This is a genomic window from Saccharibacillus qingshengii (assembly GCF_013185195.1).
In the GTDB taxonomy this organism is placed as follows: Bacteria; Bacillota; Bacilli; order Paenibacillales; family Paenibacillaceae; genus Saccharibacillus; species Saccharibacillus qingshengii.
In genome coordinates this window covers 1-22283 of record NZ_JAAZWC010000017.1, presented here as the reverse complement: position 1 = coordinate 22283, position 22283 = coordinate 1, and the positions used below count along the sequence as shown (strand labels likewise).

The following is a 22283-nucleotide window of genomic DNA, read 5'->3' as shown; positions in this document are numbered from 1 at the left end:
GAGATCCCCGAATAAGTGCATCTCAGCACTTATTCGCTTGTAAAGCTGCCGATAATCCGCGGCCCTAACCCATTAAGTGCCGCTGCGCAGTTATTCGGCAAATCTTCGCCCTTGGATGCCAATTAGGTGTCCAGGTGCAGCTATTTCGACTCCAACACACCGATCCGATACGCATGACGAAGAGCCTCCCGTATAAAGGGGAGGCTCTTTTTGCAGTACCGATCACACCAGCTTATACACCCGGCCCTCATAAGGGCGCAGTGTCAGATCATAGACGTCTTCGCCTTCAATCGGCTCGTAGTTGGCGATCAGCAGCTCTTCCTTCATCCCCCGCAGATCCTCCGGCCATTCGAACGAAGGCGTACCGCTGAAGAAGTTCAAGATGACCAGCAGCTTCTCGTTCTCCCAGGTCCGCACGAACGCATAGATCTCTTCGTGCAGCGGCAGCAGCAGCTTGTAATCGCCGTAGACGAGTACCTCGTGTTTTTTGCGCAGTTCGATCAGTTTGCGGTAATGATGGAAGATGGAATCCGGGTCTTTGCGCGCAGCCTCGACATTGATCTTGGTGGAATTCGGATTGACGCCCATCCACGGCTCCCCGTCGGTAAAGCCGGCGTGCTCCTCGTAATTCCACTGCATCGGCGTCCGGGCGTTGTCGCGGCTTTTTTTCCAGATACGCTCCATGATCTCGCGTTCTTCCATGCCTTTTTGCTTGCACTGCTTGTAATAGTTCAGCGTTTCGACGTCGCGATACTGCTCGATGGTGTCGAACTGTACGTTGGTCATGCCAATCTCTTCGCCCTGGTAGATGTACGGCGTTCCCTGCAGCGTATGCAGGAACGTCGCCAGCAGTTTGGCCGAACGCACGCGGTAGTCTTTGTCGTTGCCGAATCTCGACACCTGGCGCGGCTGATCGTGGTTGCTCATATAGTTGGCGTTCCAGCCTTTTTTGTGCAGAACGGTCTGCCAGCGGCTCATGATCTTCTTGAGGTCGATCAGCGTCCACGGCTTGATGTCCCACTTGCCCGTTCCGCCGGACTTGGCATCCAGGAACATATGCTCAAACTGGAAGATCATATCCAGCTCGTTGCGGCCTTCCCCGACGTAATCGAGCGCCTGCTCGGGACCGAGACCGGACACTTCGCCCACGTTCATAATGTCATAGAAGTCGAGCACGTCTTCGTTCAGCGTGCGCAGGAAAACATGCACTTTGTCCAGATTGGAGAAAAAGTGGTACGCCTGCACAACCGGAAGGTTCTGCGGATTTTCCGCGTCAGGCAGCCCTTCGGCTTTGACGATATGCGAGATGGCGTCGAAACGGAAGCCGTCCACGCCTTTTTCCAGCCACCATTTCACCATGTCGTGCAGCTCGCGGACCACTTCGGGATTCTCCCAGTTCAGGTCCGGCTGTTCCTTCGCGTACAGGTGCATATAATATTCCTGCGTGCGTTCGTCGAATTCCCAGACCGAGCCGCTGAAATACGATTCCCAGTTGTTCGGGTAACCGCCGTTTTCCTTGGGCTCGCGCCAGATGTAATAATCGCGCTTGGGGTTGTCTTTGGAAGCCGAAGCTTCGATAAACCATTGATGCAGATGCGAACTGTGGTTGAGTACCAGATCCATGATGATGCGGATATTGCGGGCGTGCGCTTTTTGAAGCAGTTCTTCAAAGTCTTCCATCGTACCGTACTTGGGATCGATGCCGTAGTAGTCGCTGATATCGTAGCCGTTGTCATAGTCGGGCGACGTATAGATCGGACAGATCCAGATCGCGTCCACGCCCAGCTCCTGCAAATAACCGAGCTTTTCGATAATGCCGCGCAGGTCGCCTTTGCCGTCGCCTGTCGTGTCTTTGAAACTGATCGGATAGATTTGATAAATGACGCTTTCTTTCCACCATTTCTTGTTCATTAGTCACCCCGAAGCGAATAGTAGTGTTGTCCCTTGTCCACGCTAAAGGTAAGGTTACGCCCCTCGAAAACCCGCTTAAACCCTGCGTGTTTCCGATGAACGCAAACCTTGGATTTAATCCGGTCAAGGTAGTAATCCGTACGTTTTTTTGTTTGTCGTCTACCTCTATTGTAACCAGTTTGGCGAGTGGTTGTTTCATAATTATAGGAAGTAGGCAAAAAAGGACCGGCTTCCTGGAAGAATCCAGGAGAGCACGGTCCTTTTCGTTACCTGCAAAATGACTGTTCGATAAGCCGGAACGACAGGGTAAGCAGGGGTCCAAGCCGATTAAACGGCGCTGCCTACGCTTTTCTTGGAAGCGCCGGAAGGTTCGTATACCCCCGCGCCTTCTTCGCCGCCGCCGAACACATCGTCGTCGCCGGTGATGTTGAGATGCGCATTTTTCTCGCCCAAGCCGTTGAACAGCAGATTCATGAGGATGGCGGTAAAACTGCCGGCGATAATGCCGTTATCCACCAGAATCCGCAGCTGCTCCGGCAGGCCCGCGAACAGACCCGGCACGGTCGAGACCCCAAGGCCCATACCGACGGAGCAGGCGATGATGAGCAAGTTCTCGTGGCGGGACAGATCGACCTGATCACCCAGCACGCGAACGCCGGAAGAGAGCACGAGACCAAACAGCGCCACCATCGCGCCGCCGAGAACGGACGAAGGAATCAACTGCGCCGTCGCCGCGATCTTCGGAATGAAGCCGACGATCACGAGCAGGATGCCCGCCACGGCGACGACGTCGCGCGTCTTGACGCGGCTCATCTGCACGAGGCCCACATTCTGCGAATATGTCGTGTACGGGAACGAGTTGAAGATCCCGCCGAGCATGATGGCCAGGCCTTCCGCCCGATAGCCGCGTGCCAGCTCCTTGGAGCCGATCTCGCGGCCGACGATACGTCCCAGCACCATGAACACGCCCGTCGACTCGACGACGCTGACGATCGCAACCAGGATCATGGTAAGAATCGCGCTGACGTTAAAGACCGGCGTCGCGAAATGGAACGGCGTGATCGCGTGGAACCAGCTGGCGTTCGCCACCGGCGAGAAATCCACTTTGCCCATGAACGTGGCGACGACCGTACCGGCGACGAGGCCGATCAGGATCGAAATGGAACGGATGAAGCCGGTCGAGACCCGGTTCAGCAGCACGATAAAGACCAGCACGCCGAAGCCGAGCAGGATGTTCGACAAGCTGCCGAAATCTTCCGCGCCTTGTCCGCCGCCGAGATTCGTCATGGCCGTCGGAATCAGCGTAACGCCGATAATCGTCACGACGGAACCCGTCACGATCGGCGGGAACAAACGAATCAGCTGCCCGAACAGGCCGGAGAAGAGGAATATGAACAAGCCCGAAGCGATGATCGCCCCGTAAATGGCCCCGATCCCCATACCCGGCGCGTTGCCGATCATAATCATCGGCGAGACGGCCTGGAACGCGCAGCCGAGCACGACCGGAAGCTTGATGCCGAACAGCCGGTTGCCCCAGACCTGCATCAGCGTCGCGACGCCGCAGGCGAGCAGGTCAATCGCGATCAGGTACGTCAGCTGCTCCTGGGTCATGCCGATCGCGTTGCCGACGATCATCGGAACGACGATCGCGCCGGCGTACATCGCCAGCACGTGCTGCAGGCCAAGCGAGAAAGTTTTCGCCGGATGGCGGTGTTTTTGGAACATGCGGTCCGAACTCATAACACGTAATTCCTCCCCTAATCTCTGTTTATCTTTGTCAATGCCGCTCACTCCCGAGCCGACTTACACTCCGTGTACCGTTTCCGTCACGAACGACACTTTGCCCTCCGAGAGCGACGAGATGCGTACGAGCGATTCCACCCGGTAGCCCGCGTCCTTGATCCGCTGCGCGCCGCTCTGGAACGATTTTTCGATTACGATGCCGATGCCCGCCACCTGCGCGCCGGCCTGCTCCACGATCTTCGCCAGACCCAACGCCGCTTCGCCGTGAGCGAGGAAATCGTCGATAATCAGAACTTTGTCGTTGGGAAAAAGGAACTTTTTGGAGACGGTGACGTCGTTGCTCTGCTGCTTGGTGAACGAGTATACTTTTTCTACATAAATGTCTTCCCGCAGCGTTAGCGACTTCTGCTTGCGCGCGAAAATCATCGGCACTTCGAACTCCAGCGCGGCCATGATCGCCGGCGCGATGCCGGACGATTCGATCGTCAGCACTTTCGTGATGCCTTCCCCTTCGAACAGCCGCGCGAATTCGCGCCCGACTTCTTTCATCAGGACCGGGTCCATCTGGTGATTCAGGAACGAATCCACCTTCAGTACCTGATCGCTCAATACGATGCCTTCGTTCAACACTTTATCCTGCAAAAGTTTCATGAGTCGTTCCCCCCGGATGTCTTTTTTCAAAAGCGGAAATGCCAAAAAGCCCGCCTCTCTTCCGTCGCGGAAGACAAGCGGGCTGCGGAGACAACGACTGCAACGCTTCGCCATGAAGCGGTACCCGGGTTCAAGGCGGCTCCGGATACGGCAGCCCCTGCGAAGAAGAGCGAAACGTAGAGCCGAAGCGCAGACGATCGGGACTTTCCGGCGGAAGTTCGCTTCGCGCAACCCGAAACCACGGGACGCACCAGGAACTCCGGGCCGAAAGCGATCGAATCGCCGTCCGAACAACGCCGGGAAACCGGGACCTTGAAGGCCCCGGGCAGTCGTTTTCCGTAGTCCGATCGTTCCGGCGACCGGGTAGAGACATGCGGGCCTATTCCCGCACCTATACGAAAAATGAAATAATGTTTGAAGTATACTCCGAATTGCATAGAATGAAAAGTGAAATTTACATGAAAAGTGAGTTTTTCAAACGGGAATCTGATGTACAATGGTAAAAACCGTTTAATACGCGCGAGAACTACCTAACTGCCCGTCCATCATCCGAACGCGCGGGACCGACATTTCATTCAATGGGAGGAAAAGTATGGGAATCATCAAGGAATTCAAAGAGTTTGCCATGCGCGGCAGTGTGATCGATCTTGCGGTCGGCGTCATTATCGGGGCGGCGTTCGGCAAGATCGTCACTTCGCTCGTCAACGACATCATCATGCCTCCGATCGGCAAACTGCTGGGCGGTGTCGACTTCGCCGATCTGTTCTACAATCTCGATCCCGACATCGTACTGGCCGACGGCTCGGCGGTCCGTACGTTGGCCCAGGCCCAGCAGGCCGGCGCCGCGGTCATCGCCTACGGACAATTCATCAACAACGTGATCGATTTTCTTATCGTCGCTTTCTGTATTTTCCTGCTCGTCAAAGGCATCAACATGCTGAAGCGCAAAGAACACGACAAGCCGGCACCCGAGAAAGCGACCCGGGAATGCCCGCACTGCCTGAGCGAGATCTCGGCCAAAGCCAGCCGCTGCCCGCACTGCACGTCGGAGCTTGCCCCGGCTCAAGCGGGACTCTAAGCCCGATCGGCACATACGAAACAGCCCCGTTTGGCGCTCGCATGAGCGTTAGATCGGGGCTGTTTGCGTACGTCTGTGAGACCGTTCGGCCGGAGAAAGCGGTTAGATCGGGCGGTTGCGGTTCGGCAGCAGATTGGCTACGATCGAGTTCAGTTCGTGATCCTCGGAGCCTTTCTCTTGACCCGAATCCAGCTCGCGAATCCGAAGCCAACGATAGTTGGCCGAAGGGTCGGTAGGCTTGAAGATCAGTTCTTCCGCGTCGTCGAGACGCACATTGTATCCCATACGGGCAAACATTTTGACGAATTTCTCTTCTCCGGGACGCTCATCCTTGCCAAGCAGGATCAAACCTCTCAACAGCTTCGGCTCATCTCCATGCATTACTTCAAAGTGTACGATACATTCCATAGTCGTTCATCCTTTCTTCAAGACGTATATCCAAGTTTGAATCGTTTTTCACATCTCTCTTTTCTTTACGGTTCAATCGGCAAAACGTTGCATCCTGACGAATATTCGGAACAAAACCGACCCCCTGCCCGGAAAGGACAGAGGATCGCAGATCGCTATGAAAAGGAAAAAGAACGATTCAGATCTGTTCCGATGCGCAGTGCGGGCACCACTTCGAGCCTTTCGGCAGACCGCTTCCGCATACTTGGCAGCGGACGACTTCCCCGACCGGACGGCGCACAATAATCGGTTCCGCACCGGCTTCGTCCGCCGCATATTCCGATCCGCCGTTCCAAGAAGCGATCAGGCGGTCCAGTTCGTCCTGGCGTTCTTTCTCGCGTTCGATCCTCTCCCGCTGGCGGCGTTCGTATTCGGCATCATACGCCGGTCCCGCTTCCGGTTCCTCGGGTTCCGGACCGGCAGGTCCCGCAGGCGAGGCCGACAAGGACGGCTCCTGCCCTTCCTTCATCCGGCGGCGTTCTTCGGCCCGGATCTCGCGCAGTTCCCGCCGCTGGCGTTCTTCGCGCTGCTGGGCGCTCTCGCCGGCTCGCGCAGCCGGATCGTAAGTGCGCACCTCTTCGGCAGAAGACTCTCCAGACCGCAAATCTTCGTCTTCGTCCCGGTCTTCCCGGATGTATTCTTCCGCCTCGCCCAGGTCGAAGCGCTTGGTTTCGAACTGCTCGTCTTCGTCATACATCGAATCTTGTTCGACCGACGGGAATGCGCGAAGCTCCCGTTCAGCAGCCGGAGGCCGCCGATCCGAAGCGTCCTTCGCTGTCCGCTGCTCTTCAATCGGCTCTTCCGGTTCATCAAACGCATACGCGGCAGGTTCTTCGATCGGGTCATCTTCTTCGAGGCCGAAATCCGGATCGTCGACCAAGTCGTGCACCTGTTCCGCTTCGACCTTCGTTTCGACGGGAGTCGGTTTCTCCAGACGAACCTGCGGCGCGGGAACCGCAGTGCCGGCTTCAACGGATGCAGGCTGCAAACGGCGTCCGCAGTGCGGGCACTCCGGAACATCGGCATCTACGCGGGCTCCGCACGCACAGAGCTGTTCGCCCCGAAGTTCCGCAATCCGGACACGCATCTCTTTGATTTCTTCGCTCAGCAGGTCGCAGGCGGTACACAGTTCCGAAATTTCCTCTTCGGCCGGCGCCGTATCGCGATTGCTGTAATTTTCATAAAGTACCTGTCCTATACGCAGATAGTGTACTTCGATCTCACGCTGAATATCCGAGATATGGCTGTTCAACCGGCCGATCTCCACCGCGCTCTGGGCGCGTTCGGAAGCCCGTCCCGCGCCGTCCTTGATCCGCTGCAAAAAATCCAAGTTCGTCTCCTCCTCTGTCCCGACCGGCGCAGATTTTCGTGTGGAAAACCTTTGCGCCGCGCGCTCATCCCTTTATTCTACACGATTTGCGCCGCCAAGCGAAAAACCGGCTTCCTAACCCGATTCGCAAAGCAATCTTCGGCTCCGGGATTCGATCACCCGCTCTTCCGGTTACAAGAATAAAGCGGACTTGTGCATCGGTCTGGCTTTCAAGCCGCACCCAGGCCCGTGCCTCTGCCGTTCGCGGCAATCGTGTCTTTATTTGTGTTTCTATTTGTATTTCTATTTGTGTCTCTATGTTTGTCAGTTTACAATAGATAGGCCATTCCTACAATCCAAGTTCAAGATCAGGAGAAGATCATGTCCAACACGCATTCGCAAGCCCGAAATTCGCAAGACCCAAGTACCGATTTTCCCAAAAACGGTCTGCCGTCTTCTCGCAGCCGCACAAATAACCAGCCTGAGTCCATGCCTCAGGAACCGTTGGAAGCGCCTTCATTCGAGTCGCCTCCCGATCCGGGCGAATGCGACGCGCTCAGAGAAGCCGCCTGCGCACCCGGTGACGACCGACTGTTCCCGGACGGACACTGGGTGCGTCCTCCCGACCTCTATCACCGTGCGCTTCAGGATCTGCGCAAAGAGATCGAAGCCGTGCGCCTCGAATGGAAAAGTGCCGAAGGCTTCAGTCCTATCGAACATATCAAGACAAGAATCAAGGAGCCTTCAAGCATTCTGGGCAAACTTTCGCGTCTGGACGTCGAACCTCTTGCCCAGGAGGCGGCGGACCGTATACACGATATTGCGGGGATGCGGATCGTATTCGCTTTCGTAACCGATATCTATCTGCTGCTCGAGCGGATCGGGCGCAATCCCGACCTGCGCATTTTGTGGATTCGGGACTATATCATGGAACCGAAGCCGAACGGTTACCGCAGTCTCCATGTGCTGCTCTCCGTTCCCGTCTCCGTAAAAGGGCAGATCTGCCGGGTCCGGGTGGAACTGCAGATGCGCACGCTGGCGATGGATTTTTGGGCCAGCCTGGAGCATATCCTGCTGTACAAATACGACCGCCGCGTCCCGGAACATCTCAAACACGAGCTGTCTTCCGCGGCCGGTGCCGCCGGAGAGCTGGACCGCAAAATGCTGACCCTGCGCAGCGAAGTGCTCTCCCTCAGCGAAGAAGACGAGCGGCGGGAGCGGCGCGAGAATTGAGCGAGATTCGGATCCAAGGCGGAACAAGGAAACTTCGGCTCGATCCACTGAAAAAAGACGCAAAAAGGAGCTTCGCTGCGAAGTTCCTTTTTGCGTCTTTTTCAATTTGCGCAGGAAGGGCGTCCGCCGTTTAGCTGCCGCCCTTCAGGTTGCTCTCGTCGAGATACTCTTCGAGCGAAAGTCCGCTCGCATGCACGGCCGCCGCCAGTTCCTTGCCGACATAACGAATATGCCAAGGTTCGTACGTATAGCCGGTGACCGCTTCTTTGCCTTTTAGATAATGCACGATAAAGCCGTACTCCTGCGCATGATCCGCCAGCCAGCGCCCTTCCTCCGTTTCGCCGAAAGACTGTTCCAGCAAATTGTTGACGCTGAGCGCGGAAACGTCCATCGCAAGCCCGGTCTGGTGCTCACTCGTTCCCGGAGCCGCGCTGACCTTCGCCGTCTCCGCTTCGCCGCGCGTCGCCACATTATTGGCGTAGATCGCTTTCTGACGGGTGTAGGACCGATAGCCGGATACGGCGTAAAGCTTGATATCCTCTTCTTCCGCTGCCGCAAAGAGCTGTTCCAGCGCGGAGGCGGCTTCTTTGCGAAGATGGCTTTTCTCTTCCGTCCCCCCAAAAGAGAATTCCACTTTCGGTACAACCAGATCGGACGGCGCATAGCCTTCCGGCAGATAACGCTGCTTGTTGGCCACGACATGGATCGAATCCGGATTCGTCACGACATTCTTGCCGTCCTTCTGCTCGACCGTCGCCTGAATCGAATCGGCGGCAAACGGACTGGGCGCCGCCGCCGTTTCGCCGCCTGCAGGAGCTTTTACTTCCTGATTTTTCTCGTCCGAAGCTCCCGCCGCGCCGCAGGCACTCAAGATGCCTGCAGCCAATGCGGCGCTGAGCACCACCGATCCCCATTTCGCCGCTTTACGTTTGCTCATGCTGATTCCTCCCTGCTGCCTGCACATGGATTTCACTCTCAATGTTCCATTTATTCCGGGATGGGCCCGTGCCTTATACGGACGGGCTTCACATTCTAGCTGCCGTATCGGGCGCGCATGGCGCGCCGCAGTTCCGCAAGCGCCAATTCCGCAGGAGCGGAATCCGGCAGCAGCGAGAAGTCGCACGGCGGCAGACGGAATTCGCCGCCCGCGGAAGCCGCCGGAGGTTCCTCCGGCAGCCGCCCATGCTCGTGCAGCAGACCTTTCTCCGCCGCCGAAGCGATCCAGTCGGCGATTTCCCGGCCGCCGCCTTCCGCTGCGGCGCGCGGCGCCGCTTTGCCTTCCGCCGCTTCGTCGCTCTCCGCCTCCCAATCGGCGCTCCAGCCTTCCAGCGCTTCGCCGGCCAATTCGCCGGGATCGACGCCGGCCAGCGTCAAGCCGAAAGCCAGGTTCACGCGAACCGCTTCCGCGGCCGCTTGGAGCACGGTCCAAGCGGCCGGTTCATTCGGCAGCGGATCGGCCGCAAGCTCCCATTCGGCTTCGCCGCCGTCGAACGCAAGCTCTGTCCGCACGGACAGCGAAGCCGGCTTCGAAGCAGCGGCGGCAGCCGTCGTGCCTTCGGCATGGTCCGCTCTTGGACTGCCGGAATGTTCCGCGGATTCCGGTCCGTCCGGACGATTTTCCGCCGCAGCGCCGCCCGTCCGGGCCGGCCAGGATACCGTAAGCGAAGCCTGCTCCTCAATCAGACGATGCAGACCAAGCGCCGAGTATCCGGCAAGCCTGCGCCACTGCGCACGCTGCTTGGGCGAAGCCGTATGCAGCGCAATCTCGATTCGGCGGGAATCCCGGCCGCCTTCCTGCCGGTCTTCTTCGACCACGGCAGCCAGCAGACCCGGCTTCGCTTCCAATTGTACTACGTACACGCTGTTCATCTCTATATAACCCCTCTTCGCCGGGTATGCGCAGAGCCTGATGGCTTTTCGCATCCCGGTCGCCTTCCGGCGTTTACTCGATCCGCTCTCCCTGCAGGGAAACAAGCGTGCGCAGCTCCTCGTTGGACATCTCCGTCAGCCAGCGTTCGCCGGTTCCGGTAACCCGTTCGGCCAGCGTCTTCTTGTTCTCGATCATCTCGTCGATCCGTTCTTCAAGCGTTCCCTGACAGATCAGCTTATGTACCTGAACGCCTCTTTGCTGGCCGATCCGGAATACGCGGTCCGTCGCCTGGTTTTCGACCGCCGGGTTCCACCAGCGGTCGAAATGCACGACATGGTTGGCTCGTGTCAAATTGAGTCCGAGACCGCCGGCTTTCAGCGAGAGAATAAATGCGCTGGCTCCTTCGCCTTCCTGGAAAGTCCGGATCATCCGGTCGCGTTCTTCCTTTTTGACCGCGCCGTGCAGGAACATCGGTTCCTCGCCGTAGCGGCGGTTCAGTTCCTCCGCCAGCAGCTTGCCCATCCGCACATATTGGGTAAAGATCAGCACCGATTCGCCATTGTCGCGGATCCGGTCGAGCAGCTCTACCAGCTGCATCAACTTGCCGGACTTCTCGGCCTTGAAGCCGCCGGTATGCTCTTTCACCAGCGCCGGATGGTCGCAAATCTGCTTGAGCCGGGTCAGCGCCGACAAAACGATGCCCTGACGGACGGTACGGCTGTTGGCTTCGCGGCTCTCGACACGTTCCATCAGCTCGCCGACGACGGACTGGTACATCGCCGCCTGTTCGATCGTCAGTTCGCAGTACGATTTCAGCTCGATCTTCTCGGGCAGGTCTTTCCGGATATCCGGATCGCTCTTGAGGCGGCGCAGCATGAAAGGCGCGACCATCGTCCGCAGCTTGTCGCTTTCTTCCGGCACATTCGGCGCGTTGACGCCGAAGCGGCGCCGAAACGAAGCGGCGGAACCCAAATAACCGGGATTCATGAACTGGAAGATCGACCACAGCTCGGCCAACCGGTTCTCGACCGGGGTTCCCGTCACCGCTATCCGGTGCGGCGAATTCAGCTTCATGACATTCTGCGCCTGCTTCGTCCCGTAATTCTTGATCGACTGGGCTTCGTCCAAAACGACAGAAGTCCAGACCAAGCCGCGGAACTCGTCCACGTCGCGCCCGATCAGCGGATACGTGGTAAGAATAATATCATGTTCGCGTACGCAGCGTTCAAATGCTTCGCCCCGCAAACGCTGCGTCCCGTGATGCACATGCACCGTGAACTCCGGCGCAAAACGCTGAATTTCCCGCTGCCAGTTGCCGAGCAGCGAGGTGGGACACACGATCAGTTTGGGTCCGGGCTGCGGATGGTCCAGCAGGCAGGAGATCACCTGCACCGTCTTGCCCAGCCCCATATCGTCGGCCAGGCAGGCTCCGAATCCCATCTCGCGCATGGACGACAACCAGCGGTAGCCCCGTTCCTGGTAAGGACGAAGCGTTCCGTTCAGCCCTTCCGGCACACCGCGTTCTACCGAAGCCCGGCCGCCTCCGCGCAGCAGATCGTAGAGCAGTCCGTACGTTTCGATTCCCGAGACGCCGACCCCGTTCCAGATCGAATCGTCTTCGGAGGCCGACAGCTTCAGCAGCTCGCCGAACGTCATCTCGTGCACCGTCTGTTTCTTGAGCAGACGAAGGACCTGACGGACTTCCTTCACGTCCACTTCGACCCATTCTCCGTTCAGGAACACAAGCGGTACGCCGTCTTCGGCGATTCGGCGCAGTTCGTCGAGGCCGATCGACGTCTCGCCGATCGTGGCCTCCAGATCGAATTCGACCAGCTGCTTGATGCCGAGCGCCGGAGTTCCTTCTCCGCTGCGTCCGGGTTCAAGCCGGGCTTTGAGCTTCACTCCGGCGGCGCGGCGTCCGCGCTTCGTAAAGCGCGAAGGCATTTCGATCCGTACGCCGCCCGTACGAAGAGCCGGCACGCCGGCCATCAGGAAATCGAACATATCCTGCGCCCCGAGCCAGGCTTCTTCCGGATGCGGCCGCCGCAGCGCTTCTTCCAACTGGGGCGCCAGCCTTGCGGCATCCACCAGCAGCTTCAGCAGTTGGCGCTTCGGCTGCGCGTACCCCCTGCCCCGCAGCAGCAGTTCGTCTTCCGCAAGGCGCCAGATCTCCGAAGCCGGCAGCGAAGCGCCGGCTTCCAGTTCGTCTTCCGCGCGGAAAGCCAGGCGCCAGCGTTCTTCTTCTCCGCTCTCGGGATCCAGGATGCGCGGTTCCAGCCGCAGTCCGAGCCGAAGCTGGGCACTGGCGGACTCTCCCTGTTCCAGACTGTCCGGAATGGCGCCGCCAAGCTCTGCAATCTGCAGTTCCAGCGTTTCGACATCGTCCGAACCGCCCTGCACTTTCGTTTCCCGCTGGGGATCGAGCAGGCTGTTCCACCACAGCGAAGCCAGCGGCGAATAGCCTCTGCGATACGGAAGCTTCATCTGCGGCAGCGCACTGCGCATGCTGCCCAGCAGAATCCGCATCTGGCCGTCGATCATGGCCGACAGAAACGAATGCAGCACCAATTCCTTGGATCTGCCGAGCGGCGGCGACTCTTCGTCCGCTCCCGCTGCTCCCGGCGCCGTCAGGCCGACCGGAGGCATCGCCGCAGCAAGCGCGGCAAACCGTTCCCGGTCTTCCGGGCGCTCGAGCAGCGGCTTCCATGTTCCTGTAAAGGTAAGTTCGGAGGCCCGGCGCGCACTGACTCTTGCCGAAGGATCTGCTCCCGGCGCAAAACAGCCCGCCGCCAGCAGATCGCGCGCAAAACGCTGCGCCGCACTCCAATATCTCAATTCCGCTCCGGGTGCAAATCCCTGGGCGGCAAATTTTCGTTCATCAAAATCCGACAGCAGCGTAAATGCCGCGGAAGCCGGCAGCGCAAGTCCTTCGAGCGTGCGCCCGCCGAAGCCGCGTCCGCGGCCCCGCCGCGACGAAGCTCCCGGCCAGCGCAGCTCGGCCAGTCTCAATGCCGCCTGTCTGAACGGCTTCTCGCCGTTTATATCCAATTTTCTCACCTGTCGGGTCCAGGCGTCCACTTTCGGCTCCGACGTTTCGCCGGAGAAGCAGAAGAAGACGTCGCCCAACCATATTCCATAAAGCGGTTGATTCATGTTTGTCCCCCGTCTTTGTCCGCTTTTTGATGTTGAATCGTATCCAAGCCAAAATTGCCCTTCTCCCCATTCTAAACGATATTCGTTATTTTTTCGACCGATTCCGCAAGGTAATCCCTCCGCGTTATAATGAACCTTGCACAAAACGCACAGCTGCTGCACGGCCGGATTTCATCCGGAGCGGTAAATTGAAGAGGAAAGGACGGGGTGAAATGGACTGGATGATACGCATGAACGCGGCGCTCGATTACATCGAGGCCCATCTGGCAGAACCGATCTCCTACAGCGAAGCGGCCCGGGCGGCCTGCTGTCCGGCGCAGCATTTTCAGCGGATGTTCGCTTTCGTGACGGATATTGCGCTGTCGGAATATATTCGCCGCAGAAGATTGACGCTGGCCGCGTTCGAACTGCAGCGCAGCCCGATCAAAGTCGTGGAGGTCGCCCTCAAGTACGGTTACGAATCGCCCGAAGCTTTTGCCCGGGCGTTCCAGCAGCTGCACGGCTCGACTCCGACCGCGGCACGCCGCGCCGGTACACCGCTTAAAGCGTATCCCCGCCTCACCTTTCAATTTACTTTAAAAGGAGCTGCGGAAATGAACTATCGGATGGAGACGTTGGAAAGCTTCCGGATTGCGGGAGAAGTGCTGGCCGTTCATACGGACCGGGCGTACGACGAAGTGCCGAAACGCTGGGCGGCAGCCGCGCAGGAAGGATTGTTCGGAAAATTGTGGGACATCCGGCGGGAAGATGCGCCTCTGCCGGGCATTCTCGGCGTGCTTGCCGAAGGCCAATGGGGACAAACGGAAACTTTCGATTACTACCTGGCGATTGCGTCGGACGCGCCGCTGCCAAACGGCATGTCCGAGCTGCGGCTTCCCGCCGCCCTCTGGGCCGTATTCGACATCCCGGGACCGCCGGAGCGGCTGCAGGAGGCCTGGAAAAGGCTGTACGCCGAATGGCTTCCTTCTTCGTCTTACGACCTGGCCGACGTTCCGGCGATCGAATGTTATCTGCCGCCCGAGCAGCAGCGCAGCGAACTCTGGATTCCGGTCGTGCCCAGAGCCTAAGCGGAAGAATGGTGTATAATGGTCTCCGAGAACTTGATCCGAATTCCACATTCTCAAGGAGGCTGTTACCGTGAGCGACCCCAACGAACGGTTCGCGGCATTCGAAGAAGATCTGCCGCCTCTGGAGGCGGCAGGCAGCCGGAATCTGCTGAATGATGCCGTGGATACCTACAAGATTTCATTCGATTCGCTGACTCGGCTGACCGGAATCGGCTCCAACGATCTGGAAGCTTATTCGAGCGGCGATACGGATCTGGAACATCTGGATAGCAGGCAGCGTTCCGCCGCGCTGGACTTGATCGCTTTTTTGGGTATGGGCATCAATACGCCCGAGATTCCGCCGGAAGAGCGGCTGCGAGCCATCATGAAGGGACTTGAGGACGAATTCGGCCTGACCGCCGAAACGCTTGCCCTTCACAGCGGCGTCGAACCTTCCGATGCCCAGCGTTTTCTGGCCGGCCGAAAAGTCGCCGCCGAGAAACGCTTCAAGCTCTCCGTAGGCGTGCTGTTCCTGTACTTCCTGATCTACCGCAAAACCGAAATCTAAAAAAAGCGCGGAAAACCCGGCCGATACTCCGCCAGGTTCTCCGCGCTTTTGCCTGTCCTCCCGTGCCCGGTTCATGCCCGTGCTACGCCGTCGCATGCCCGCGGTTCTCCACAAGCTCCGCGATCCATTCGTCGAACGAGGCGAATCCGCCCGCGTCGATCCGATTCTCCGCGCATGCCGCGGAATCGAATAAGCCGTATCGTTCTTCGCGTTCGCCGGCCGGCCGGAATAAGCCGACACGACCGAGCCGGGAGAGTGATACGGCCGGAAGCAGCGCCGGATACGGATCTGCGGCGGTGCCGCCGAACGCCTGCCTGGAAAAGTCCGCAAGTTCGCCGGGCCCCCGTACTTCGATTCCCGCGCTGAGCGGACCCGCAAACAGCTCGACCGCCCCGACTCCGATCAGAAAACGTCTGTATTCGGGAGGCAGTTCGAATCCCGCATCCTGTTCGAATTGTTCCAGCTCGCGGCCCATGAAGGTCATTCTTCGCACAAACCGGTACGATTCGCCGTTATCGAGTTCGATGAATTGGCCTTCGCTTGCCCGAATCCAGGCATTGAGCTGATCGTAAGCTTCAATGATTCTCCACATCGTCTTCTCCAACCTCCGATTTCCATGTGCCGATAGGCGTTTTGCCTGTTTGATGCGGCCGTCTTTCCATTTTAACGCCCCAAACCGTCAAATGCCAAACAAGCAGGACGCAAGCGCTGCTGCCGCACGCTTCCGTCCTGCTTGCCTGCTGTCGCTCCGCTTATATTAAGGCAGCCGAACCGCATTTAACCTTTGAGCTTGAACACCGCACCCTGGCTTGTATCCTGCACCTGAAGCATCAGGCCTCCGGTCTGCTCGTCCACATACCAGCCTTCCTGCCCATGCTCGGCTTCTTCGCGTTCCAGCTTCTGCAGCCCTTCGATCTCCGAAGGCTTGAACGCCGTGCAGACGAGCGCAAAGCGCAGCAAATTGCGGTTGGCCGTGTAACCCCGACGCTCGTAGCGATAAGACAGTTCCAGTTCGTTCTCCCCGCCGCGCAGCTCGAACTCGATCAGGGACGAAACACCGCTTGCATAGTCGAAGCTCGATCCGTCATCTTCGTAAAGGCTGTAGACGGCTTTGAAGCCCGGTTCCGCCGAAGCCCCGTAAACCCGCAGCGTCAGCGTCTCGTCCGTACGGTCGTCCGCATACAGCTTGGGTTCGCCTTCCGCGATCACCGCGCCGGATTTGATATACAGCGGCATCACGCTGAGCGGCGCATGCGCCAGGATATGCCGTCCTCCCGCCAGTTTTTCGCCGGTCCAGTAATCGATCCATTCGCCTTCCGGCAGGTAAACGGCGCGATGCTCGGTATCCGGCCGATAGATCGGAGCCGCCAGCACATCGCTGCCGACAAGGAATTGGTCGCACAGATTGGTGACATGAGGATCGTCTTGATACTCCAGCAGCAGCGGACGCATCGGCGGAAGTCCCGTCTCCGACGCTTCATGGAACAGGTTGTACAAATGCGGCATCCAGCGGTAGCGAAGGCCGATATATTCGCGTAAAATGCCTTCGATCTCCGGTCCGAACGACCACGGTTCCTGACGCAGCGTTCCGATCGAGGAATGGTTGCGGCAGTAGGGGAACAGCACGCCCATCTGCGTCCAGCGCACCAGAAGTTCCGCCGACGTATGGTGCGCGAAGCCGCCGATATCCGGTCCCGCAAACGCCAAGCCCGACAAGCCCATATTGAGCACCATCGGCATGGCCAGCGCCATATGCTCCCAGAAGCTGCGGTTGTCGCCGGTCCAGACGGCCGCGTAACGCTGAATCCCCGCATAACCGGCCCGGGTCAGCACAAACGGGCGCTGTCCGTCCAGGTTTCTTTTCAACCCTTCATACGTCGCTTTGGACATCAGCATGCCGTACAGATTGTGCAGCTCTTCATGCGTTTTGGGATTGCCGTTGTTGCCATGCATCACGTCCAGATCCATCGTTTTGGAAGAATTGAAGACTGCGGGCTCGTTCATGTCGTTCCAGATCCCGTGAATGCCGAGGTCCGTATAATATTTGTGCAGATTCCCCCACCACTGCGAAGCCGTATCGTTGGTGAAGTCGGCAAACGCGCTGGTCCCCGGCCACACATCCCCGAAGAAAATATCGCCTTCGAGCTTGCGGCTGAAATGGCCCTGTTCCACGCCCTCGCGGTATACGGAATACTTCGGATCCTTCTTGACTCCGGGATCGACGATCGGCACGATGCGGATGCCCAGCGACCGAAGTTCCGACATCATCTTCTCCGGGTCGGGGAAACGTACCGGATCGAACGTAAACACCCGGTACTCGTCCATATAATGAATATCGAGATAGATAACGTCGCACGGGATGCCTTTGTCCCGGAAAGTCCGCGCCAGATGCAGCACTTCGTTCTGATCCATATAGCTGTAGCGGGACTGATGGTAGCCGAGTGCCCATTTGGGCGGAAGCGCGATGCGTCCGGTCAGTTCCGTATATCCCCGCACGACGTTCTTCAGCTCGGGGCCGTATACGAAATAGATGTCGTAATCGCCCGTCGAACAGCCGATCGTGTAGGAGATGCCTTGCGAACGCATATCGAAGTCGCTTCGTCCCGGGTTGTCGAGGAAAATGCCGTAAGACGATTTGCCGTGCATGTGGACAAGCAGAGGAATCGATTCGTAGAGCGCTTCGATCTCCGGCATATGAGGGGCATAGACGTCGGTGTTCCACATCGTATAGCGTTCGCCGCGTTTATCGAGAAAGCTCGCTTTCTCGCCCAGTCCGTAGAAATGGGAGTCTCCCGGCATATCGTATACCGAATGGATCGCTCCGCGCGGATTCCAGCTGACCGTATTCTGGCGGGCCACCAGGCGCTCTTCCCGGTCGAACACGGACAGGGCCGACGTTTGTTTCTCGATCTCGAGTACCAAATTGCCGGCGCTGAGCTTCCAGGCGCTATCCGTTTCTTCCACCTGCGCTTCAAGCGTCGGCTGCGTACGCGGCACAATAGCCACGGTGGTCGACAAATCCGGTTCTTTGCCCATGAACAGCTTCATCCGGAAGATATTCTCGCCCAGAAAAATAAAAGCCAACGACGCACGTTCTCCCCGGCAGACATAAACTCCGTTCATATGATCCAGCGCCAGCGCGCGGCCTATCGTTCCCCAGGCTTCCTGAATAATAATCGGTCCTACGCGGTCGGGGTGTATCGCTTCACTTGTGTCCATATGTGCGTCAGCTCCTTATAAGCCGTCCTCTGCCGCAGGCTGCGGCTTTGAGGCGGTATGATATCGAGATATCGGTTCCGTGTTTTCGGCGATTTTTGCGTATGATCACATATTCACCGTTATTTTGCCTTCTGAACGAATACGCCCGTCTTTTTCCGCATTGATTTAGGGCAAACGTTTGCACAAAAGGGCGAAAAAAATGATTTCCCCATCCTGCGCCGAAAATCCGGATACTTGAAACCGTTATCTTTCTTGATTATGACATTTTTGCTCACTCGCCGCAATCGAAAAATTCGAAAAGCAGGTACGCCCGACCGAAAAGGGGGTATAACATGGTTGTGGACAAAATGACCTACCGGTCATTTTGGGATCCGGAATATTTATTTACGAAAGGGGCTGCTCATCTTGTCGTCAAGAAATCCTTACAAATGGCTGAATGCGATTCTGCTGATTGCCACGCTTGCGGTCAATGCCATGTCTACGCTGCTTCCGCTGGCCGGCCGGGATACCCGCGAGATCTCGGACATGTACAAAAACCTGCTCACTCCGGCAGGGTTCGCTTTCTCGATCTGGTCGGTTATTTATGTCCTGCTGATCGGCTTTGTGATCTACGCCTTCGTAGCCGAGCGCAAAGGCCGGGCTTCCGCCGCTGCTCCGGGGCCGCTGTTTGCGATCAGCTGCGTATTGAACATGGCCTGGCTGTTCTGCTGGCATTATCTGCTGATCGAACTTTCCGTCGTTGTCATGCTGCTGTTCCTCGTCGTTCTCATTCTGATCTACCGGCGGACCCGGCTGCATGGGGAACGGCTCGAAGTGCTGGATATCGTATTCGTCAAGCTGCCGTTCAGCATGTATCTGGGCTGGATCAGCGTAGCGACCATCGTCAACATTTCCGCCCTTTTCACCAAACACGGTTTCGACGGTGTAGGCCTCGGCCTTACCAGCTGGGCAATCGTAATGGTCATCGTGGCCGCCGCGCTCGCGTTCACCATCGGCTTCCGGTTCCGCGACGGCGTCTACCCGCTTGTGTTCGCTTGGGCGCTGTATGCGATCTCTGTCGAACAATCGGACACCGTTCGCGCCGTGGAGCTTACGGCTCTTGTCGCCTCGATCGTCGTTGCGCTGTTCGGGATATGGATGCTTATCCGCTCGGTTCGCGACCGCGATTGATTAACCAACTTTCCGCCAGTGAAATCCCGGCTTCAAGCCGCTTCGGCTACCGCCGGATTTCACCTCGGAACCCAAAGAAAAGCCGGCTGCGCAGAGCAGCCGGCTTTTCTTTGGGTTCGTGTACCTCGAGCCGCCCTTTCGAAAAAGGTTCGGGCTGCCCAAGAAAGTACGGAAACCTATTCGCCCCGATTACTCGGCCAGGGCAATCACTTCGATCTCGACCAGTGCGTCCTTGGGGAGGCGTGCCACTTCGATCGTGCTGCGTGCCGGATAAGGTTCGCTGAAGAACGTACCGTATACCGCATTGGCTGCAGCGAAATCGTTCATGTCTTTCAGGAACATCGTCGCTTTGACCACGCGGTCCAGACTGCTGCCTGCCGCTTCGAGCAGCGCTTTCACGTTCTCGAGCGACTGCTTGGCCTGAGCTTCGACGCCGTCCGGGAATTCGCCCGTCTGCGGGTGCACGCCGAGCTGACCGGAAGCGAAGATGAACGGCCCTGCCGCAACCGCCTGCGAGTAAGGTCCGATTGCGCTTGGTGCCTGGTCCGTAACGATTGGCTTTTTGATATTCGACATGTGTAGAATCCCATCCTTTTCGGCTTGAATTTAATCCGACGTTTCGATACGGCCATGGCCCGGGAAGACGGCGGTTTCTGCTGTTCGCATATCCTAAGTTTAAGCGGTCCGCAGCCATTGGGCAAGCTGTCCGCCAGAGAAGGACTTTCTATCGATCAAAACAGCAAAAACCGCGGCTTCGGCAGCCGCGGCAGGGAATTCTCAGGGCATAAACGTTCAAAAATCGCAGCCAAACGTGCAAGCTCATCCTTTTTCCGGCAGAGCCTAGGACAGCGGCAGGAACAAAGAAAAGGTGCTGCCTTTGCCTTCCGAGCTTTCCATCCGGATAAACCCGCCCAACAGCCTTGCCAGGTCGCGGCTGATCGACAGCCCCAGTCCCGTACCGCCGTATTTTTTGCTGATCGTGCTGTCCGCCTGCTGGAAAGCTTCAAAGATCATAAAATGCTGTTCGGCGGCAATCCCGATTCCCGTGTCCCGCACGGCAAATACGACCCATTCCCCTTTAAGCTGGGGCTCCTGCGCTTTATAGACATGCAGTTCGACACAGCCAGTCTCCGTAAACTTGAACGCATTGGCAAGCAGATTCCGCAAAATTTGCTGGAGGCGCTGCGGATCGGACTGGAACGTATCCGGCAGTTCTTGTTCCATACGAATATCGAAATCGAGCTGCTTGTGCCGGGCCGTCAATTCGAAATAAGGACCGACCCAACCGGGGATTTCCATGAGGCTTATATCTTCGTGCACAATCTCCAGTTTGCCCGCTTCGACTTTGGACAAATCGAGAATATCGTTGATGATCTTCAGCAGGTCTTCTCCCGAATGGCAAATCAGCTGTCCGTAACGGGCCATCTCTTCGCTTGGCGTGTCTTCCGCAGATTCGGAAATAAACTGTGCCAGATTGATCACACTGTTCAGCGGCGTACGCAGTTCATGCGACATATTGGCCAAAAATTCGGATTTGTACTGCGACGCAAGCAGCAGCTGCCTCGCCCGCTCTTCCAAAACGACCTTGTTCTTGCCCAGTTCTTCCGTCTGCTGCTGAAGCAGGCTGTTGGCTTTCTCGAGTGCGATCGCCCGCTGTTGGTCTTTCTGAAAATCCCGCAGGATAAAAGCGAACAGTCCGCACAGCAGTATACTCGTCGGCAGGGTATACGGCAGAATGTTCCACAGGTAATAAGCTTTCGGGAGAACCCCGAAAATCATGACGTTAACCGTACTCAGCAGATTCATTACGACGATGACGAACACCGCCCGACGGGCAAAACTCCAATCGACCCGGCGCAGCCATACATTCAGCAAAGCTCCGGCGGCGCCAAGGATGGTCAGATTGATAAATCCCGCCAGAGCCGCTTCGCTCCACCCGAAAGAGAAACGTGTCAATCCGATTCCCATGCCGACGATAAAGATGATGGGCGGCCGGGTATAGACGAAGATCGCAATCAGCAGGGGGACGATGCGCATATCGAGGATAACCTTTTCGGCCATTTGAAATCCGAACAGGGTCGCAAACCATCCGCCGGCGATCAATAGAAGAACAGAGCCTATGTATTTTACGATTCCGGGTGTCCGATATATCGCATATTTGTAAATCAGATTGGCGATATAAGCAAACGTAACCAGAACCGCCATGTTTTGCACAAACATTTTGGTGAATTCCATCTTATCGCCTCTATTTCCTGATTCTTCCGTTCGGTTGGTGACGGCCCCATCTTACCATGAATATTTGCCGGAAGGATATGTTTGCGAAATTTCGAACGTATGATCTTTTATTCTTATATACGATACATTTTTTGTCAAGAAAAACCGTATTCTGATATATTGCCCGCAGCTTATGCGGATCTTTCCGATACGGAGACAGATACGAAAAAGCCAGGAACCTAGCAAGCCCCTTTTGTTATACGCAGACTTGACCGTTTTGTTTCGCGCCCGAACGAAAGGCTTCAAAAACGCGCCGCACCACGCCGTTTTGACGACGGCTTCTGAAGCCGTTATTCTTTTATCGGATTCGCCGCTTCCAATTTTTATATGCGTCGAATTGAGGTTTTTTGGGCCCATAAGGCTTTCAAGCGATCCGTGCCGTTCGTCTGCGAAGCGGGTATAACGGCATGGCAAAATCGCCTCGGCATACGGTTTCCAAGCTGTCTTTTCACCCGGAACGGAAGCCGACGCATTTCTTTCTTCTATATAAGGCACAGTCGGCGAAACAAACGAAAAAAAGAGTGCGACCGCACCTAAACTGTACCCTTTGTAAAGGACACTTTGAAAAAAAGGTTAGGACACGTGAAGAAGCTGCTGCCTGTATCTTGCAG

General features: G+C 57.2%; 17 protein-coding genes and 1 riboswitch. Of the genes, 5 read left to right on the top strand and 12 right to left on the bottom strand.

Features of this window, described 5'->3' with window-relative positions:
- Nucleotides 1-222 precede the first annotated feature (222 nt).
- The 3 genes from HRQ60_RS14915 to HRQ60_RS14905 form a co-directional block, all read right to left on the bottom strand.
- On the bottom strand, nt 223-1911 hold the full coding sequence (locus HRQ60_RS14915; protein ID WP_172196747.1) for a glycoside hydrolase family 13 protein: 1689 nt from the start codon (nt 1909-1911) through the stop codon (nt 223-225).
- Between the two features lie 327 nt (nt 1912-2238).
- Entirely contained in the window at nt 2239-3651 is a 1413-nt protein-coding gene (locus HRQ60_RS14910; RefSeq protein ID WP_172196745.1) for a nucleobase:cation symporter-2 family protein, read from the bottom strand.
- Between the two features lie 63 nt (nt 3652-3714).
- Nucleotides 3715-4305, bottom strand: coding sequence for a xanthine phosphoribosyltransferase (locus HRQ60_RS14905; protein WP_172196743.1), 591 nt, complete (start codon nt 4303-4305; stop codon nt 3715-3717).
- Nucleotides 4306-4624: 319 nt separating this feature from the next.
- Nucleotides 4625-4724, bottom strand: a riboswitch (purine riboswitch).
- Nucleotides 4725-4897: 173 nt separating this feature from the next.
- Between HRQ60_RS14905 and mscL the strand changes: the two genes are divergently transcribed.
- Nucleotides 4898-5383 (top strand): large conductance mechanosensitive channel protein MscL, encoded by a 486-nt coding sequence (mscL, locus tag HRQ60_RS14900; protein ID WP_216671600.1) that lies wholly within the window; start codon nt 4898-4900, stop codon nt 5381-5383.
- Nucleotides 5384-5485: 102 nt separating this feature from the next.
- Here mscL and HRQ60_RS14895 read toward each other — a convergent pair whose 3' ends face one another.
- Nucleotides 5486-5791 (bottom strand): hypothetical protein, encoded by a 306-nt coding sequence (locus tag HRQ60_RS14895; protein WP_172196741.1) that lies wholly within the window; start codon nt 5789-5791, stop codon nt 5486-5488.
- A 178-nt stretch (nt 5792-5969) separates the two neighbouring features.
- The gene (locus HRQ60_RS14890) at nt 5970-7160 is read right to left on the bottom strand and encodes a hypothetical protein (RefSeq protein ID WP_172196739.1); all 1191 of its coding nucleotides are present in this window, start codon (nt 7158-7160) and stop codon (nt 5970-5972) included.
- 360 nt (nt 7161-7520) lie between these two features.
- Here HRQ60_RS14890 and HRQ60_RS14885 point away from each other — a divergent pair, with 360 nt between their 5' ends.
- Nucleotides 7521-8372 (top strand): GTP pyrophosphokinase, encoded by an 852-nt coding sequence (locus HRQ60_RS14885; RefSeq protein WP_246281344.1) that lies wholly within the window; start codon nt 7521-7523, stop codon nt 8370-8372.
- 130 nt (nt 8373-8502) lie between these two features.
- Here the strand turns inward: HRQ60_RS14885 and HRQ60_RS14880 are convergent, their stop codons facing one another.
- From HRQ60_RS14880 to HRQ60_RS14870, 3 genes are all read right to left on the bottom strand, one after another.
- The gene (locus tag HRQ60_RS14880; RefSeq protein ID WP_172196737.1) at nt 8503-9309 is read right to left on the bottom strand and encodes a M15 family metallopeptidase; all 807 of its coding nucleotides are present in this window, start codon (nt 9307-9309) and stop codon (nt 8503-8505) included.
- Nucleotides 9310-9404: 95 nt separating this feature from the next.
- Nucleotides 9405-10241, bottom strand: a complete 837-nt coding sequence (locus HRQ60_RS14875; protein WP_172196735.1) for a hypothetical protein — start codon at nt 10239-10241, stop codon at nt 9405-9407.
- 73 nt (nt 10242-10314) lie between these two features.
- Entirely contained in the window at nt 10315-13395 is a 3081-nt protein-coding gene (locus tag HRQ60_RS14870) for a DEAD/DEAH box helicase (protein ID WP_172196733.1), read from the bottom strand.
- A 212-nt stretch (nt 13396-13607) separates the two neighbouring features.
- Between HRQ60_RS14870 and HRQ60_RS14865 the strand changes: the two genes are divergently transcribed.
- Complete coding sequence (locus HRQ60_RS14865; protein WP_172196731.1) at nt 13608-14462, top strand: AraC family transcriptional regulator; 855 nt, start codon at nt 13608-13610, stop codon at nt 14460-14462.
- 70 nt (nt 14463-14532) lie between these two features.
- Nucleotides 14533-15009, top strand: coding sequence for an HTH domain-containing protein (locus HRQ60_RS14860; protein WP_172196729.1), 477 nt, complete (start codon nt 14533-14535; stop codon nt 15007-15009).
- 82 nt (nt 15010-15091) lie between these two features.
- On the opposite strand, the gene HRQ60_RS14855 is transcribed toward HRQ60_RS14860, so the two are convergent.
- Together HRQ60_RS14855 and HRQ60_RS14850 are read right to left on the bottom strand one after the other, a co-directional pair.
- Complete coding sequence (locus HRQ60_RS14855; RefSeq protein ID WP_172196728.1) at nt 15092-15601, bottom strand: SMI1/KNR4 family protein; 510 nt, start codon at nt 15599-15601, stop codon at nt 15092-15094.
- 185 nt (nt 15602-15786) lie between these two features.
- Nucleotides 15787-18228 carry a glycoside hydrolase family 31 protein gene (locus HRQ60_RS14850; protein WP_172196726.1) on the bottom strand — a complete coding sequence of 814 codons (2442 nt, stop codon included), beginning with the start codon at nt 18226-18228 and terminating at the stop codon, nt 15787-15789.
- A gap of 405 nt (nt 18229-18633) precedes the next feature.
- On the opposite strand from HRQ60_RS14850, the gene HRQ60_RS14845 reads away from it, so the two are divergent.
- The gene (locus tag HRQ60_RS14845) at nt 18634-19398 is read left to right on the top strand and encodes a tryptophan-rich sensory protein (protein ID WP_172196724.1); all 765 of its coding nucleotides are present in this window, start codon (nt 18634-18636) and stop codon (nt 19396-19398) included.
- Between the two features lie 189 nt (nt 19399-19587).
- On the opposite strand, the gene HRQ60_RS14840 is transcribed toward HRQ60_RS14845, so the two are convergent.
- Both HRQ60_RS14840 and HRQ60_RS14835 read right to left on the bottom strand, forming a co-directional pair.
- Nucleotides 19588-19974, bottom strand: coding sequence for a RidA family protein (locus HRQ60_RS14840; RefSeq protein ID WP_216667664.1), 387 nt, complete (start codon nt 19972-19974; stop codon nt 19588-19590).
- A gap of 264 nt (nt 19975-20238) precedes the next feature.
- Nucleotides 20239-21633, bottom strand: coding sequence for an ATP-binding protein (locus tag HRQ60_RS14835; protein WP_172196722.1), 1395 nt, complete (start codon nt 21631-21633; stop codon nt 20239-20241).
- Between the last annotated feature and the right edge of the window lie 650 nt (nt 21634-22283).